The 16,620-nt window shown below is 68.0% G+C and carries 15 protein-coding genes; 4 read left to right on the forward strand and 11 right to left on the reverse strand.

Annotated features, from left to right (window positions below; translation table 11 throughout):
* Positions 1-74: 74 nt before the first annotated feature.
* The 4 genes from AB4Z46_RS10845 to AB4Z46_RS10860 all read right to left on the reverse strand — a co-directional run bounded on the left by AB4Z46_RS10845 (position 75) and on the right by AB4Z46_RS10860 (position 5,236).
* On the reverse strand, positions 75-2,477 hold the full coding sequence (locus tag AB4Z46_RS10845) for an SAM-dependent methyltransferase (RefSeq protein ID WP_442283494.1): 2,403 nt from the start codon (positions 2,475-2,477) through the stop codon (positions 75-77).
* A gap of 13 nt (positions 2,478-2,490) precedes the next feature.
* Positions 2,491-3,207, reverse strand: coding sequence for a protein-L-isoaspartate(D-aspartate) O-methyltransferase (locus AB4Z46_RS10850; protein WP_442283550.1), 717 nt, complete (start codon positions 3,205-3,207; stop codon positions 2,491-2,493).
* A 101-nt stretch (positions 3,208-3,308) separates the two neighbouring features.
* Positions 3,309-4,814 carry a tripartite tricarboxylate transporter permease gene (locus AB4Z46_RS10855; RefSeq protein WP_442283495.1) on the reverse strand — a complete coding sequence of 502 codons (1,506 nt, stop codon included), beginning with the start codon at positions 4,812-4,814 and terminating at the stop codon, positions 3,309-3,311.
* The gene (locus AB4Z46_RS10860; protein ID WP_442283496.1) at positions 4,814-5,236 is read right to left on the reverse strand and encodes a tripartite tricarboxylate transporter TctB family protein; all 423 of its coding nucleotides are present in this window, start codon (positions 5,234-5,236) and stop codon (positions 4,814-4,816) included. The genes AB4Z46_RS10855 and AB4Z46_RS10860 overlap by 1 nt, the downstream gene beginning before the upstream one ends.
* A gap of 194 nt (positions 5,237-5,430) precedes the next feature.
* On the opposite strand from AB4Z46_RS10860, the gene AB4Z46_RS10865 reads away from it, so the two are divergent.
* From AB4Z46_RS10865 to AB4Z46_RS10880, 4 genes are all read left to right on the forward strand, one after another.
* The gene (locus AB4Z46_RS10865) at positions 5,431-6,651 is read left to right on the forward strand and encodes a helix-turn-helix domain-containing protein (protein WP_442283497.1); all 1,221 of its coding nucleotides are present in this window, start codon (positions 5,431-5,433) and stop codon (positions 6,649-6,651) included.
* A gap of 46 nt (positions 6,652-6,697) precedes the next feature.
* The gene (locus AB4Z46_RS10870) at positions 6,698-7,375 is read left to right on the forward strand and encodes a Vgb family protein (protein ID WP_442283498.1); all 678 of its coding nucleotides are present in this window, start codon (positions 6,698-6,700) and stop codon (positions 7,373-7,375) included.
* Between the two features lie 64 nt (positions 7,376-7,439).
* The gene (locus tag AB4Z46_RS10875; protein WP_442283499.1) at positions 7,440-8,234 is read left to right on the forward strand and encodes a DUF899 domain-containing protein; all 795 of its coding nucleotides are present in this window, start codon (positions 7,440-7,442) and stop codon (positions 8,232-8,234) included.
* Between the two features lie 31 nt (positions 8,235-8,265).
* Positions 8,266-8,895, forward strand: a complete 630-nt coding sequence (locus tag AB4Z46_RS10880; protein WP_442283500.1) for a hypothetical protein — start codon at positions 8,266-8,268, stop codon at positions 8,893-8,895.
* 115 nt (positions 8,896-9,010) lie between these two features.
* Here AB4Z46_RS10880 and AB4Z46_RS10885 read toward each other — a convergent pair whose 3' ends face one another.
* The 7 genes from AB4Z46_RS10885 to AB4Z46_RS10915 form a co-directional block, all read right to left on the reverse strand.
* Positions 9,011-10,648 carry an electron transfer flavoprotein-ubiquinone oxidoreductase gene (locus tag AB4Z46_RS10885; RefSeq protein WP_442283551.1) on the reverse strand — a complete coding sequence of 546 codons (1,638 nt, stop codon included), beginning with the start codon at positions 10,646-10,648 and terminating at the stop codon, positions 9,011-9,013.
* Positions 10,649-11,282: 634 nt separating this feature from the next.
* Entirely contained in the window at positions 11,283-12,020 is a 738-nt protein-coding gene (locus AB4Z46_RS10890; RefSeq protein ID WP_442283501.1) for an ABC transporter ATP-binding protein, read from the reverse strand.
* Complete coding sequence (locus AB4Z46_RS10895; RefSeq protein WP_442283502.1) at positions 12,001-13,041, reverse strand: ABC transporter substrate-binding protein; 1,041 nt, start codon at positions 13,039-13,041, stop codon at positions 12,001-12,003. The genes AB4Z46_RS10890 and AB4Z46_RS10895 overlap by 20 nt, the downstream gene beginning before the upstream one ends.
* Positions 13,038-14,165: an LLM class flavin-dependent oxidoreductase gene (locus tag AB4Z46_RS10900; protein ID WP_442283503.1), complete on the reverse strand. Its 1,128-nt coding sequence runs from the start codon at positions 14,163-14,165 to the stop codon at positions 13,038-13,040. The genes AB4Z46_RS10895 and AB4Z46_RS10900 overlap by 4 nt, the downstream gene beginning before the upstream one ends.
* 19 nt (positions 14,166-14,184) lie before the next feature.
* Complete coding sequence (locus AB4Z46_RS10905; RefSeq protein ID WP_442283504.1) at positions 14,185-15,060, reverse strand: ABC transporter substrate-binding protein; 876 nt, start codon at positions 15,058-15,060, stop codon at positions 14,185-14,187.
* A gap of 60 nt (positions 15,061-15,120) precedes the next feature.
* Positions 15,121-15,957, reverse strand: a complete 837-nt coding sequence (locus AB4Z46_RS10910) for an ABC transporter permease (RefSeq protein ID WP_442283505.1) — start codon at positions 15,955-15,957, stop codon at positions 15,121-15,123.
* Positions 15,958-16,137: 180 nt separating this feature from the next.
* The gene (locus AB4Z46_RS10915; protein WP_442283506.1) at positions 16,138-16,587 is read right to left on the reverse strand and encodes a GNAT family N-acetyltransferase; all 450 of its coding nucleotides are present in this window, start codon (positions 16,585-16,587) and stop codon (positions 16,138-16,140) included.
* Positions 16,588-16,620: the final 33 nt, after the last annotated feature.

Raw genomic sequence — 16,620 nt, forward strand, 5'->3', positions numbered from 1 at the left:
TCATCCTTCGGCGAAGGCGATGCGCTGTCAACCCCGGATTCGCGCGCATCGTGTCTGTGCCCAGGCCCGGGGCGTCAGGGGCGCGCCGCGGCCGCCACCCCATACATCGCCAGCGCCGCCATCACCACGGCAGTGAATCCGATATGGATCGCGAGCAAGGTGGCCAGCACCGCCGCGGTGACGGAGGCGCAGCCGTTGATGCCCCAGGCCCAGGGAATGAGCCGGGCATCGGCGGCCTCCACCCTGGCGAGGCCGAGGGGAAAGGGCATGCCCATGAAGAATGCCAGCGGGGCGATGAGCGCCGCCGAGATCAGGATTCGCACCGCGTCGGGGAGGCCCATCGCGTGCTGGAAGAGCCAGGGCAGCAGGAGCAGGCACAGCGCCGCCGACACGGCGATGGCGCCCACCACCGCCGGCACCGGAGACCCCTTCAGCCGACCCGACACGCGGCTGCCGATGCCGGCGAACAGCAGGAACGCGAACAGCACGACGGCGATCGCATACAGCGGATGGCTCAGGAACAGGACGAACTTCTGGATGAACGCGATCTCGATGAACATGAAGCCGAAGCCGATCGCCAGGAAGTAGGCCAGCACGCGCCCACGCGATCCGGTGCTTGGCACGCCCCGACCGTGCGGCGCGCCCGTCCGCGCGACCCAGGCCAGCGGCAGCCCGATCAGCAGCAGGCTCGCGACCACCGCCTGCGCCAGCGTTGCAACCAGCACCGGATAGCCCCATTCGAGCAGCGGCAGGCCACCCTGCCCCTTGAGCGAGAGGAGCTCCGGCAGCGAACGCCACTTGAAGAAGTGGAAGAAGTGCGGCTTGTCGTCGGTGGCCGGTTCGATGTGGAACTTGTAGCGCGCCATGAACGCGTCGCGGTCCGGACCCAGCAGCGCCTGCGCGCCGTCGAACAGGTCCGGGCCTTCGACCACGTTGAAGCGATTCGCCTCGTCGCGCCGCATGCCGGGGTAGAAGGCCACATCGAAGGAGCGGGCGACGCAGAAGCCCTTGATCGCAGCGATGTCCTCGGGGGTCCACGCGCCGTTCTTGACCAGCAGCGTGCTGGTCTTCCAGCTTCGTATCAACGCCAGCCGCGAGCCGGGGTCGGCGATGCCCGATCGCTCCAGCGCCACCACTGCGGCGGCGAAGAGCTTGAGTGCATCGCGCGGCGGCAGCGTGACCCAGCGCGTGACCGCCAGCAGGCCGCCGGGCTGCAGGTGGCGCAGGTCGTCCTGCAAGGCCTCGACCGTGTAGAGATAGTTCTCGGCGAGCGCGTAGAGGCCGGCCGAGGACGCACTGAAGGAATCGAGCAGCGCCACCTGGATGAGGTCGTAGCGGTCGTGGCTGGCGGCAACGAAGCCGCGCGCCTCGGCCACGTGCACGCGCGCCATCGGCCCGTAGACACCGCCTGCCGCGGCCGCGAACCGGCCCTGCACCAGTTCGACGACCTGGGGATTCAACTCCACCGCGTCGATGCGGCGTGCGCCGTGATAGTGCGCCTGCAGCACGTCCGCCCCGGCGCCGGCGCCCAGCACCAGCACGCGCGGCTGCCGCAGCAGGTGATAGGGCAGCGCGGAGCTGATCTGGTCCAGGTGCGCCAGGGAGCTGCGCCGGCCGTCGAAGCGCGTCAGCGCGTTGAGTCCTTCGCCGTCGGTGAAGACGCCCCATTGCGGCGGTGGCTCGGTCGATGCAGTGAGGCTCAGGCCGGGCGCGTGGCGCAGCGGAATGCGCGGGCTCTCGACCACGCTCACGAGGCCCAGCGGGCTCGACCGCTGCGCCACCACCCGGGCGCCGGGGATGCGCAGGGTCTGCGACAACTCCTTGTAGGGCGACATGACGGGCGCCAGCCACGCCGCGGGCAGCAGCAGGACTGCGCCGGCGAGCGCCACCATGGCGAGCACCGGCCAGCGCCGCCGCCCGCCGCATTCGATCCACCCGACTGCCGCCGCGACGCACCCCAGCGCGCCGACCAGCTGCAATGCGTCGGCCGGCGACAGCACGAAGAGCAGCGCCACGATCCCCAGGCTTCCCGCGCCGGCACCGAGGATGTCGACGCTGTAGATGCGCGACAGCTCGCCGCGAAAGCGTTGCAGGGTCATGCACACGCAGGCGCCGGCGCACAGGAAGGGCAGCAGGAGCAGCAGGTAGACGGCCAGCAGGTAGGCCGGCTGGCGCGGGTCCCAGAGGATCTCGAGCGGGTTGAACGGCACGCGCTGGGCCACCACGAAGCAGCCGACCGCAGTGAGCCCGAAAGCCGCGGCGGCGGCGCAGAACAGCGGCGCGAATCGCTGCTGGACCGCGTGCTGCGCCAGGGTCAGCAAGGCGCCGCTGGCACCCCAGCCGAGCAGCGCGAGGCTGATGATCATGTAGGCGAAGTGGTGCCACAGGATGATCGAGAACAGTCGCATCAGCAGGATCTCGTAGGCCAGCGCGGCGGCCGAGACCAGGGCCACGGCGATCAGCGGCGCGGCGGTCATCGGCGCTCCGGGCTCAGCGCTGCTGCCCGGTCAGCGGAACGAAGGCCACCGGCAGGATCTGCCGCGTCGACACCGTGCCGTCCTGGTTCTTCTCGATCAGCATCAACTGCTGGACCAGGAACGGCGCGCCCACCGGAATCACCATCCGGCCGCCGGGCTTGAGCTGGCGGATGAGGGGCGGCGGGACGTGGCTGGCCGCCGCGGTGACGAGGATGGCGTCGTAGGGCGCGTGTTCCTCCCAGCCGTGGTAGCCGTCGCCCAGGCGCACCTGGACATTGGCGTAGCCCAGTTTCTGCAGCCTTTGCGTGGCCTGCAGCCCCAGCGGCTCGATGATCTCGATGGTGTAGACCGTGCGGGCCAGCTGCGCCATCACCGCCGCCTGATAGCCGGAGCCGGTCCCCACCTCGAGCACCTTGTCGCCCGGCTCCGCCTTGGCCAGGTCCGTCATCAGCGCCACGATGTAGGGCTGCGAGATGGTCTGCCCATGGCCGATCGGTACCGGCCGGTTCGCGTACGAGAAAGCGACCTGGTCGGCGGGCACGAACTCGTGCCGCGGCACCTTGGCCATGGCCGCCATCACGCGCGCGTCGAAGGCGGGCCGGCCGGTGTCGGCGCGGGTCTGGCGAGCCAGCGCCGCGATGTCCTCCGTCATCTGCCGGCGCTCGGCTGCGAAGTCCGGCGTGGCCGCGGCAAGGGCTCCTGTCGTGGCCAGGAGAAGCGCCGAAGCCATTGCGCGGACCATGGACGTGACCATCGTCCGGCGATCATGGCCGAGCGCGAAACCGCGGTCCAGCGCGGACCGCAAGGCCATGGTCGCGAAGAGGGCGTGTCCTAGGCGGCCTGCTCCCGAAGGGCATTCCTCCTGCGCACCTGAAAGATGAACGCGACCACCTGCCAGGTGACGAAGGCGGCGATCAAGGCCAGCAGCGTGCCGCTGATGGGCCGCGTGAGGAAGGTCGTGAAACTCCCGCGGCTCAGGAGCAGCGCGCGGCGGAAGTTCTCCTCCAGCATGGGCCCGAGGATGAAGCCGAGCATCAGCGGGGCGGCGTCGAGCTCCAGCCGCATGAACATGTAGCCCATGAAGCCGAACGCAGCCGTGATGAAGACGTCCTCCAGGTTGTTGTTGACGCTGTAGGTGCCGATGCAGCAGAAGAACAGGATCGACGGGAACAGCACGCTGTAGGGAATCTTGAACACCGACAGCCAGTAGCGCACCAGCGGCACGTTCAGGACCAGCAGGAAGACGTTGCCGACCCACATGCTGGCCACCAGGCCCCAGAAGAGCTCGGGGTGGCTGGCGATCATGTTCGGCCCGGGCTGGATGCCCTTGATGATGAAGGCGGCCAGCATCAGCGCCATCACGGCGTTCTCCGGGATGCCGATGCTCATCAGCGGGATGAAGCTGGTGCGCGCGGCGGCTTCGTCGGCCGCAGCCTGGCCCGCCACGCCCTCGATGCAGCCGGTGCCGATCTCGTGCTTGTACTTGCTGACTTTCTTGTCGATCGCATACGCGGCGAACTGGGCGATCGTGGGACCGCCGCCGGGCAGGATGCCCAGGAAGGAGCCGACCACGCTGCCGCGCAGCGCGCTGGGGATGATCCGCTTGAATTCCGCCCAGGTGGGGATCAGGTTGATCTTGCCGTTGAAGGGCGAGCGTTCTTCCCGGGCATCGAGGTTCTTCGTGATCTCGGCGATACCGAAGCAGCCCAATGCGATGCTCACGACGCCGACGCCGTCCACCAGGAAGGGCAGGTCCATGGTGAAGCGCTGGGCGCCGCTGTTGACGTCGGTGCCGATCGTGCCCAGAAGCACCCCGATCATGCACATGGCCAGCCCGTTGAGCAGGCTGCCCGTGGTGACGAAACTCACGCACACGAAGCCGACCATCATCATGGCGCAGTAGTCCGCCGGACCGAACAGGAAGGCCACTTCGCCCAGCGTGGGAGCCAGAAACGACAGCACCAGGATGGCGACCGTGCCGCCGATGAAGCTCGAGACGCCCGCGGTGAACAGCGCCAGGCCGGTCTTGCCCTTGAGCGTCATCTGGTAGCCGTCGATGCAGGCCACGATGCTGCTGGCGTGCGGGATCTTCATCGTGATGGCACTCACGCTGTCCCCGTACTGCGCGCCGTAGTAGATGCCGGCCAGCATGATGAGCGCGCCGGTGGTTGGAATCGAGTAGGTCAGCGGCAGCAGCAGGCTGATGGTGGCCAGCGGGCCCAGGCCCGGCAGCAGACCGACGAGCGTGCCCACGGTGCAGCCGATGGCACAGTACATCAGGTTCTGGATGGTCAGGGCGTGCGAGAAGCCGAACGCCAGGTTGTTCAGGACGTCCATCAGTAGAGGGGCAGGTTCAAGCCGAGGAGTTTTTGAAGGAGCAGGGCCATCGTGACCAGGCCGGCGGAGATCTTGACGTTGCGCACCCACGAATAGGAGGTGCCGGCCAAGGTGGAGAAGAAGACCATGAAGACGATGCCCGCGATCATGTTCAGGTACATCGAAAGCCCCGCGAAGCCGCAGAGGCTCACCATGATGATGGCGATGTTCCTGAAGTTCAGGCCCAGGTGCACGCGTTCGACGAAGAACGATCGGACCACGGTCACGATGCTGATCAGGAGCAGCATGGCGCTCACCATTGCGGGAAACAATCCCGGCCCCGCGCGGCTGAAGTCGCCGATCGGGTAACGCAGAGCCTGCAGGCCGAAGGCCAGCGAGATCGCCATGAGGAACAGGCCTCTGACGAGATTTCGATTGTTCATACGCGCGAAGAGAGGTTGTGGCCGGTGGTGGGAACAACCCCACGGCTGTGGAACCGGGCGCCGCATTTGCAGCGCGGGTCGATGTTCTTTCTGCGTCGCTGATCGGAATCTGACGCTTGCGTGAGGGAAATTACGTACCGGGGCCCGTCGTGGACGCGAGAGCCTTCGTGAGCGCGCCGGTGTAGCCTGTCGCCATGGATTCCCTGATCACTGCCTCCGCGCGCGCCCTCGCCACCGGTGACGCGCTCGGCGCCCTCAAGCGGGTCGCCTTGCGCGATGACCCGCCGGCGCTGGCGCTGCGCGGCATCGCCATGGCCCAGCTCGGCGAGCATCCGCGTGCGCGCGAGCTCCTTCGCCGCGCGGCCCGCGGCTTCGGTGCCCACGAGGAACTGGCGCGCGCTCGCTGCGTCGTCGCCGAGGCCGAGGTGGCGCTGGCCATGCGCGACCTCGGCGGCTCGCCGCGCTCGCTGGCGGCGGCCTCGGCCACGCTCGAGGCGCACGCCGATCGCGCCAACGCGATGCAGGCGCGGCTCATCGCGGTGCGCAGGCTCCTGCTGCTGGGCCGCCTCGACGAGGCCGCGGCCGCGCTGGCGCCGCTCGATGCGAGCGGCCTGCCGCCGTCGCTGGCGGCCGTGGCCGAGCTGACCGCGGCGGAGCTGGCGCTGCGTTCGCTGCGCACCGGCGCGGCCCGGGCGGCGCTCGCCCGTGCCCACGAAGCGGCCGATCGCGCGCGCGTGCCGGCGCTCCTGGCCGAGGTGGCGGAGGCGCGGGCCGCGCTCGACCATCCGGCGGCCCGGCGCCTGATCGCCGGCGGCGAGCAGGCGCTGCGCCTCGACGAGGTCGCGGCGCTCCTGGCCTCGGATGCGCTGGTGGTCGATGCCTGCCGCCGCGGGCTGCGCGCCGGCACCGCGTGGTGGCCGCTGGCGCGCCGGCCGGTGCTGTTCGCGCTGGCGCGCGCGCTCGCCGAGGCGTGGCCCGGCGATGTCGATCGGGAAACCCTGATCGCGTGTGCGTTCCGCACGCTGCGCCCCGACGAGTCGCATCGTGCGCGCCTGCGGGTCGAGATCGGTCGTCTGCGCGCGCTCGTCACGGCACTCGCGCAGATCGAGGCCACCGCGCGGGGTTTCGTCCTCAGGCCGCACGGCGAGCGCGCCGTCGTCGTGCTGGCGCCGCCCATCGATGGTGAGCAGGCATCGCTGGCGGCGCTGCTCTCCGACGGCGCGCCCTGGTCGACGTCGGCCCTGGCGCTGGCCCTGGGGGCCAGCCAGCGCACGGTGCAGCGCGCGCTGGTCGAACTCGAGGCCGACGGACGGGTGCGCTCGATCGGTCGGGCGCGGGCGCGTCGCTGGCTGTCGCCGCCGCTGGCCGGATTCACGACGATCTTGTTACTCCCCGCCGCGCTGCCGATTGAATAGAGTTGTCTCCAGGCGCCGATCCCGGGCGCGTCACAAGGAACCCGCGATGAGCAGCAAGACAGGCAAGGACAGATTCCAGGCAACGGCGCATGCCGCCGAGATCGTGCGCGAGTACGGCCCATTTGCCGGCGTCGACAACGTGCACGGCATCACTCACGATGGCCAGCGCGTCTGGGCCGCCACCGGGGCCAGGCTGATCGCCTTCGATCCCGCGAGCGGCGAGCCCACGCGCACGCTCGACCGGGCCTGCGACGCCGGCACCGCCTTCGACGGCACGTATCTCTATCAGATCGCCGAGGAGCGCATCGACAAGATCGATCCCGTCACCGGCAAGGTGGTGGCGTCGATCCCGACTCCTGGCCACGGATACGACTCGGGGCTCGCCTGGGCCGAGGGCAGCCTGTGGGTGGGGCAGTACCGCGATCGCAGGATCCACCAGATCGACCCGGCGACCGGCGCGGTCATCCGCACCATCGAGTCCAACCGCTTCGTCACCGGCGTGACCTGGGTCGATGGCGAGCTGTGGCACGGCACCTGGGAAGCGGAGCAAAGCGAGATCCGTCGAATCGACCCGGAAAGCGGCGCGGTGCTCGAACGCCTGGAGATGCCGCACGGCATCGGCGTCAGCGGGCTTGAGTCCGACGGGGCAGACCTTTTCTACTGCGGTGGCGGATCGAGCGGCAAGGTCCGCGCCGTGCGACGTCCGAAGAGCGCCGGGTCCTGACCGCGCATCTCCTCGACCGCCGCATCGACACCCTTGAACGGCTCTCCGAGCCAAGGAGCACAGCATGAACACCGCGATTTCCGAAGCAAACACCGTGAACCATTCCGTCGTGTCGGCGGACCGATGGGTTGCCGAGCGCAAGACGCTGCTGGCGCGCGAAAAGGAGCTGACCCGCCTGCGCGACCAGATCGCCCGCGAGCGGCGCGCGCTGCCGTGGGTGCGCATCGAGAAGGACTACACCTTCGACGCACCCGAAGGCCGGCGCGCGCTCGCCGAACTTTTCGAAGGCCGCCGCCAGCTGCTGGTACAGCACTTCATGCTCGGCCCGGAGTGGGAGCAGGGTTGCCCGAGTTGCTCCTTCATGGCCGATCACATCGACGGCATGAACGTGCACCTGGCGCATCGCGACGTCACGCTGCGGGTCGTCTCGCGCGCGCCGCTGGCCGAGATCGAGCGCTTTCGCCGGCGCATGGGCTGGCATTTCAAATGGGTGTCCTCGTACGGCAGCGACTTCAATCACGACTTCGGCGTCAGCTTCACGCCGCAAGAGCGGGCAAGGGGGCAGGGCGAGGTCTACTACAACTACGGCATGCAGCCCTTCCCGGCGGAGGAAGCGCCCGGCATCAGCGTGTTCTACAAGGACGACGCGGGCGCCATCTTCCACACCTACTCGACCTACGGGCGCGGTGTGGAGGTGATGATGGGAACGTACAGCCTGCTGGACCTCACGCCCAGGGGCCGCGACGAGCACAACCCGGCCCACGCCATGGATTGGGTGCGCCACCATGACCGCTACGAGCCGGCAGCGCTCGCGAAGACGGCGCCGGCGGCCGGTTCGTGCTGCGAAGCGCGCGACTGAGCCTGCTTCGCCTCGCCTGGACGAATGCGCCATGACGAACCTGTGGCCGTGGCTGGCGATTGCCGGCCTCGGCGCCTTTCACGGATTGAGCCCGGCGAACGGCTGGATGTTCGCCGCCGCCTGGGGCGTGCGTACGCGCGACGGGGCGCAGGCGCGGCGTGCCCTGCTGCCGATCGCCATCGGGCACGCCGCGTCGATCGCGGTCGTCGCTTGCGCCGTCGCACAGGGCCTGTCGATGGATCGCGCGCTGGTGCAAGGCCTGGCCGGCGCGCTGCTGGTCGGCGCGGCGTCGTACCGCCTGCTGCGCGGCGCCGGGCAGCGCAAGCCGATCGGCCCGCGCGCCGGCCACGCCGTCATCGCGCTCTGGTCCTTCCTGATGGCCACCGCGCACGGGGCCGGGTTGATGCTGGTACCGGCGCTCCTGCCGCTGTGCCTGGCCGACGATCCGGCGCGCGAGATCACCGCGTCGGGCTCGCTGGTGCTGGCACTGGCGGCGGTCGGCGTCCATACGGCTGCGATGCTGGCCACGACCGGCGTCATCGCCACCGGCGTGTGCCGCGGCGTGGCGATGCACCCTGGCCTGCTGAGCGGCACGGCGCTGCGCCGCGCCTGGACCGCGGCGCTGGCCGTCACGGGCGTGCTGTTGATGGCGCTGCGCTAGTGTCGTGAGTTGGAAGTTCGCAAACAAGATCTCTCGACGCTCGCGAGGATGTCGTAGGCGGTCTTGGACCAGACGAACGGCTTGTGGTTGTCATTGGTGTTCCGCTCCCTGTTGCTCACATGCCAGAGTAATTCGGGCCCCCACTCCCTTCAGGCGTGACCCAGACGATGTTCTGAGTCGGGTCCTTGATGTCGCAGGTTTTGCAGTGGACGCAGTTCTGCGCGTTGATGACGAGCTTGTCGACATCGTCCTGCTGGACGAACTCGTAGACGCCGGCGGGGCAATAGCGCGCTTCCGGCCCGGCGTATGTCGCTAGGTTCACCTTCACTGGTACGGACGCATCCTTCAAGGTCAGGTGGGCCGGCTGCTTCTCTTCGTGGTTGGTGTTGGAAATGAAAACCGAACTCAGGCGATCGAAGGTCAGCTTCCCATCCGGCTTGGGATACTCGATCCTTGGGCACTCGCTCGCAGGCTTCAGATACAGATGATCGGCCTGGGAGGCGCCCAGCGTCCAAGGTGGCGACTTGATGCCCAGCCGTGGCAGCAACCAGTACTCGATACCAGTACCTAGCGTGCCGCCCACGATGCCCCACTTGAACCAGCGCTTCCAATTGCGCGCCTGGTGAAGCTCCTTGTACAGCCAGCTGTTCTCAAAGGCCTCGGGATAGGCACTCAGCTCGTCGTGCTGGCGGTTCGCGGCGATGGCTTCAAAGGTGGCCTCGGCGGCCATCATGCCGCTCTTGATCGCGGCATGGCTGCCCTTGATACGCGGGCCATTGAGAAAGCCTGCATCGCAGCCGATCAACGCGCCGCCAGGAAACACCATCCGGGGCAGGCTCGACAAGCCACCCGCGGTGATCGCACGCGCCCCGTAGCTTAGGCGCTTGCCGCCTTCGATGTGCTTGCGAATGGCGGGATGAGTCTTCCAGCGTTGCATTTCCTCGAACGGGCTGAGCCAAGGGTTCTGGTAGTTGAGGCCGACAATGAAGCCCAACACAACCTTGTTGTCTTCCATGTGATAGAGAAAGCCACCACCGTAGGTGTCGGCCGGGAGCGGCCAGCCCGCGGCATGCAGAACCAGACCCGGCTGCGCGCGCTCTGCAGGGACTTCCCACATCTCCTTGATGCCGATGGCGTAACTCTGCGGCGCCCTGTCTTCGTCGAGCTTGAATTTGGCGATGAGTGGCTTGGTCAGATGGCCTCTCGAACCTTGGGCGAAGATGGTGTACTTGCCCAGCAGTTCCACGCCGAGCTGAAAGCTGTCGGTAGGTGCGCCTGACTTGTCGATGCCCAGGTCTCCGGTGGCCACCCCCTTCACCGAACCATCGTCGTTGTAGAGCACTTCGGCCGCAGCGAAGCCGGGGAAGATCTCGACGCCGAGGCTCTCCGCCTGCGCGGCCAGCCAACGCACCAGGTTGCCCAAGCTGATGACGTAGTTGCCCTCGTTGTGGAAGTTGTCTGGCATCAGGAACGAGGGCGTCGAGAAGCAGCGCGTCTCGGACAGAAACAGCGCCTCGTCCTTGGTCACCGGTTGGTTGAGCGGAGCGCCGCGCTCCTTCCAGTCGGGGATGAGTTCACTCAGGGCGATCGGATCCATCACGGCCCCCGACAGGATGTGCGCGCCTGGTTCGGAACCCTTTTCCAGGACAGCTACGCTGATGTCCTTGCCAGCTTTATCAGCCAATTGCTTGAGCCGGATCGCCGTCGACAGACCGGCTGGGCCTGCCCCTACGACTACCACATCGTATTCCATCGACTCGCGAGGGCCGAACTGGGAAAGAATGATCTCGGACGTCAATTTGATTTCTCCCTGTATAGATATAGATAGATCCGACCCCTGATTGCGGTGCCCTGCGGACGCGAAAAACGGGTGGTCTGAAATGGTAGCCGCACTCGATCGCGAACCGCTGGATCGTGCTGACTCGATGGCACTCAGGCGACGCTCCGGTCCAGACGTGCGGGCGTTAGTTCGAGTAGCTCAAACGTAGCGCGGGTCGACGCGCGTGCGCCAACTGCGGGGAGCCTTCTGGGATGGCAGCAGCACGGTCGATTCGATACGACGCATGCTCGCCACACGCACTCCAGCCTGCCTAGTGGCTGTGCTTGCCGCGCAGTTCCTTGTTCTTGGTCACTTGATGAGCGCGTTGATGGTTTCCAAGCGCGAGCCTTGATAGGTTGACCACGTTCGGGGTACTCCGGCAACTCGCATCGGGACTCGGGGGCAGGAGAGATGCGTTGCTGAACTGAGCGGTGTGGCGGCCTGATCCTCTCGTGCTTGATACAACCGAGGCGGTGCGAGCCAGGATGACTTCCTCCAGGTCGTTTGTTTGCGAGTTTCTAACTCACGACGCTAGGTTCCCATGGATGCCTGCAGCGGCAGCACGAGATCAGGCTTCCGCCACCACCCCGAGCAACTCGAGAAGGGTCGCCCTGAGCGGGTCGAGTGCCGGGTCGGACAGGCGGCGCGGGCGTGGCGTCGTGACCGCGGTGTCGGCCACGATGCGGCCCTGATCCAGCACCAGGATCCGGTCGGCCAGCAGGATGGCCTCGTCCACGTCGTGCGTGACCAGCAGAACGCTGGGCCGGTGGCGTCGCCACAGGTCGAGCACCAGCTTCTGCATCGTGACGCGGGTGAGCGCGTCCAGGGCCCCGAAGGGTTCGTCCAGCAGGAGCAGCTCGGGTTGCCTTGCCAGCGCGCGGGCCAGCGAGACGCGCTGGGCCTGGCCGCCCGACAGCGTCTGCGGCCACGCGTCGGCCTTGGCGTCGAGGCCGACCTCTTCCAATGCCGCGAGCGCGACGGCGCGAAGATCCGCGCCAGGCAGATTGAGCACCACGTTGCGCCACACGCGCAGCCACGGGAACAGGCGCGGCTCCTGGAAAGCCACCGACACCGACGGGGGAAGCTGCAGGCGCTCCGCGCTGTAGTCGGCGTCCAGCCCGGCGAGGATGCGCAGCAGCGTGGACTTGCCCGAGCCGCTGCGGCCCAGCAGCGCCACGAACTGGCCCGGCGCGATGTCCAGCGACAGCCCCCGGAGCACGGGGGCGGCGCGGTCGAAACTGCGCGTCAGCGCGCGCAGCCGGATGCCGCCGCCCGCGGCGGCCGGTTCACTGGGCAGCGAGGACATCGTAGGTCGTTCCCTTGACGTCGATCGGCTGCGGCGACAGGCCGTGCCTGGCGTAGAAGTCGGCGATCTCCTGGAACTCGCGCAGCAGCGCCTCGTCGGCCTGCACCACCGTGGACGGCGGCACCTGTCGAATGATGTCGGCCACCGCCTTGGGCACGCCCTCCCGCTCGTTGAGATCGGCCACGCGGCCGGGCGCCGCCTGCACCGCTTCGGCCTCCTTGCGCAGCGCGTCGTAGACCGCCTTCACCAGCGCCGGGTGCGCCTGGGCGAACTTGCGCGTGGTGACGTGAACGTTGCGATTGAGCGACCCGATGTCCGAGGCGTAGGCGATCACGCGCGCGCCGGGCTCGGCCTGGCCCGCGGCGAAGAACTGCTCCCAGACCGCCCAGGCGTCGACGTGGCCCTGCGCGAAGGCGGTCGCCGCATCGGTCGGTCCCAGGTAGACCACGGTCACCTTCTCCACCGGGATGTCGTGGCGCGCGAGCGCCAGCCGCAGCAGGTATTCGCCGGTGCCGCCCTTGTTGACCGCGATCTTCTTGCCCACCAGGTCGGGGATGCTGCGGATGCCGCTGGCACCCGTGGCGACGATGCCCTGGTCCTTGCCGGAGCTCTTCTCGACCGCGAAGACCACCAGGTCCTTGTCGGCGGTCGAGGCGGCGAGGAACGAGGTCGAGCTGCCGCTGCCGATGTCGACGCTGCCGCCGCGCAAGGCTTCGGCGGTCGGCACGTAGGCAGGAAACGAGGGCTTCCAGTCCACGCTGCCGCCGGCCGCCTTCACCGCCGCGTCGATGCCGCCGCTCTGGTGCGCCAGCGTCAGGAAGTTGAAGGCGTGCAACGGCGCGATCCGAACGGTGGTGGCTGCCGCTTCGGGTGCGGCGGCGGGCGTCGCCGGCGCCTGGGCGCTCTCGCGGGAGCAACCCGCGACAACGGCCGCCAGCAGGCCGCCGCCGAGAACGCCCAGCGCCGCGCGGCGCCCCAGCCCATGCGCCGATGCGCCGCGATGGCTTGTGATCTTGCTCATGCCAGTTTCTTCCATGCCGTATCTCTTTCCTTGGTCCATGCGGAGGTGACGCCCTGATCGGCGACGCGATCGACGGGCAGATGGGGCAGCACCAGTTCGGCGAACCGGTAGGCTTCCTCGAGCAGCGGCATGCCGGAGACGATCAGCACCTCGATCCCGGCGTCGCGATAGTCCTGGATGCGCGCGAGCACCTGCCGGGCGCTGCCGACCAGCGCGGTTCCCGGCCCGTGCCGCACCAGCCCGATGCCCGACCACAGGTTGGGCGCGATCTCGAGCTCGCGCAGGTCGCGCGGCTTGCGCCCGGCATGCAGCGCCGACATGCGCTGCTGGCCGATCGAGTCGATGCCGGCCACGTAGGCCTGGGCGCCGGCAATGGACTTCTCGTCCATGTGGTCGTACAGGTCCTGCGCCGCGGCCCAGGCCTGCTCCTCGGTGTCGCGCACGATCACGTACAGCCGGATGCCGAAGCGAATGCGGCTGGCACGGCCGTACTTGCCGGCCAGCGCGCGCACCTCGCGGATCTTCTCCTCGGCCTGCTGCGGCGTCTCGCCCCACGACAGGTAGGTGTCGATGTGCTTGGCGGCGACCTCGTGCGCCGCGCGCGACGAGCCGCCGAACCACAGCGGCGGTGCCGGCTTCTGATGGGGCGGCAGCGGAATGCCGGCGTCCACCACGTGGATGTACTTGCCCTTGAAGGTGACGGTCTCTCCGCGCAGCAGCGCCGTCAGCACGGTGAGGTATTCGTCGGTGTACGCATAGCGTTCGTCGTGGCTCAGGTGCACGCCGTACTGCGCCATCAGCTTGGCATCGCCGTTGACGATGTTGACGCGCAGGCGGCCCTTCGAGAACTGGTCGAAGGTGGTGATCATCTTGCCCAGCAGCGTGGGCGACAGCAGCGGCGGGTGTGCCGCGATCAGATGCTGGAAATGATCGGTGAAGGGAATCAGCGATGCGCCCTGGACCCAGGCGTCGTGCGCGCCGGTGGCCAGCAGCGCGCCGGTGTAGCCGAGGTGGTCGACCGCGCGCGCGAGCTGCTGGAAATAGGCGTAGCTCAGTGGCCGGGCGCCATCCGCGCGCCAGGGATAGCGGCCATCGGGGCCTGTCAGGTACCAGAGGACTTCCATGGATCGTTGCTCCTTGTGTTCAATGTGTGCCGGCCGCCGCAAAGGCGTCGGTCACGGTGTCGCGCACGTCGAGCGGCGACGGGATCAATCCGAACTTCGCGAAGATGTCGGCATGAGCCTGCTGCTCGGCCGCGAACGCGTCGGTGGGTACCTCGATGCCCCAAGGCCGCGCCCGCAGCGCAGGCAGCCATTGGGCTGCCGTGTTGCCGTTGACGCCTTCGAGCAACTGCGCGGCGCCTTCGGGATCCTTGGCCGTTTCACGGTCGGATGCGGCGATGGCATCCACCAGGGCCTGGACCGCGCGTGGATGCTCCGCCAGGACGGCGTGCGAGGCCCAGTAGACCGATCGGTTGGAAAAGACATCGCCGGGTGCGGCCAGGATTCGGACGGGAAGCCCGGCAGCGATCTTCGAGAACAGCGGATCGGTGGCCACGATGGCGTCGAGCAGGCCCGCTTCGAAGGCGTCCTTGGCGGTCGCCGGCAACAATTCGACGGCATTGACTTCGCGCCAGTCGATGCCCGCGGCGTCCAGTTCCGCGGCGAGGAACTGGGTGTGCCAAGACAACGGCATGAGCGCGATGCCGCGTCCCTTCAGGTCATGCAGCGAGTGGAATGGCGAATCCGCCCGGACCACCAGGCCGCCATGCTCGGGCCGCGGCCCCGACATGCCGAACACCGCGTTCGGCAGGCCGCGCGCCTTCGCGAGGATGGGGGGCGTCGCGCCGGTGCCCGCCAGTTGCAGCACCTTCAGTTCGACCAGCGGAATGGTCTGCGCACCTGCGCCATGAATGAAGAAATCGAGTCCCTGCGCACGCAGCGCCTCGACGAAGCGCGGCCGCCGCGCGAGGATCGACAACGAAGGATTCTGGGGATGGACCCCCACGGTGAGTGGCATGCGACTCCGGACGAGAAAAGAGGGGAGGGAAGGAAAGGAAAGAGGGGCGGTACGGCGCCCTCAGCCCGCGTAGACCGTGCGCCACGACAGCAACGCGCGTTCGAGCAGGCGCACCAGGTAGTCGGTGGCGAGGCCCAGCAAGGCATACACCGCGACGCAGACCAGCATGACGTCGGTGCGCACGAACTGGCGGGCATTGGTCAGCAGGTAGCCGATTCCGGCGTTGGCGCCGACGGTCTCGGCGATGATCACCGCGATCCAGCCCAGCCCCAGCGCGAAGCGCAGCCCGAGCAGCAGTGTCGGGAGCGCCGCCGGCAGCAGCACGCGCAGTGCGATCGCGATGCGGCCCATGCGAGCGACACGAGCCACCTCGACCAGCTTGACGTCGACGTTGCGGATGCCGCCGAAGGTATTGACGTACAGCGGCACCGCCACCCCCAGGGCCACCAGCAGCACCTTGGGCGTCTCGTCGATGCCGAACCAGAGGATGAACAGCGGCACCAGCGCGGTGAAGGGAATGGTGCGCAGCATCTGCATCGGCTTGTCGACGATGTCTTCTCCGAGCCGCGAGAAGCCGGCGAATATGCCGGCCGCGAGCCCGACGGCAATGCCCAGCAGCGCACCCGCCACCATCCGCGAGAGGCTCACCCACAGGGCATGTGGCAGCGAGCCGTCCTGCAGCATCCCCCAGGCCGTGAGAACGATTCGATCGGGACCCGGCAGCGCGCGCGGGTTGAGCCAGCCCGTCGAGGACGCCGCGTACCAGCAAAGCACGAGCACGATGCTCGACAGCCAGCCGCGCAAGCCTGCGAACTCAGGCAACAGACGCCGCCCGCCGACCAGCGGCCGGGCGGCCGGGCGATTCCCGACATACAGGGCCGCACTCTCTTCGCTCATTCTCGAACCTTGCTTTCGATGGAGAGGCGACCCCGGTGGGGAGACGCCGTCATGGATCAGATCAAGGACGAGACTTTAGGAAGCAAGGGTCTGCGCTGCAACGAACGGAATCGGATAACGATATGAGGGATCCGCACGCCGATGGATCGAGCGATCCTTGTGCGCTCGCCGGCCGCTCCCTCAAGGAAAGTACTCGAGCACCTCGTCGTTCGCCGCATCGAATGCGCCCGTGGACTTCCAGCCAAGGTGCCTGTAGAAGCCATGCGACCGGACCTTCGGGTCGGACGAGCAGCCGAGAAAGAGCCTCTTGAAGCCCAGGCCCTTGAACTCCTGGATCATCAGGTCCAGCAGCGTCTTGCCGATGCCCTTGCCTTCGTACTCGGGCAGCAGCGCAAGGACCGCGATCTCGCCCGTGTTTCGATCGCCGAAGCAATAGCCGACCAGCTCGCCTTCGACCGTGCCGACGTAGCCGGGCAGGGAGCCGTCGCCGATGCCGGATCGCCAACTCTCGAGCGTGATGCCGAGGGCCTTCAACTGCTCGACCGAGAAGGCGTTCTCTCGGGTCTTGCCTCTCAAGGCGATGCAAGCCGGGGTGTCTTCAGGTATTGCTTTTCTGTAGATGAAATTCATTGCGAATCGAATGAAGAGATGGCGGAGCCTGAC

The sequence above is a fragment of the Variovorax sp. M-6 genome (assembly GCF_052114385.1).
Taxonomy (GTDB): Bacteria; Pseudomonadota; Gammaproteobacteria; order Burkholderiales; family Burkholderiaceae_C; genus Variovorax.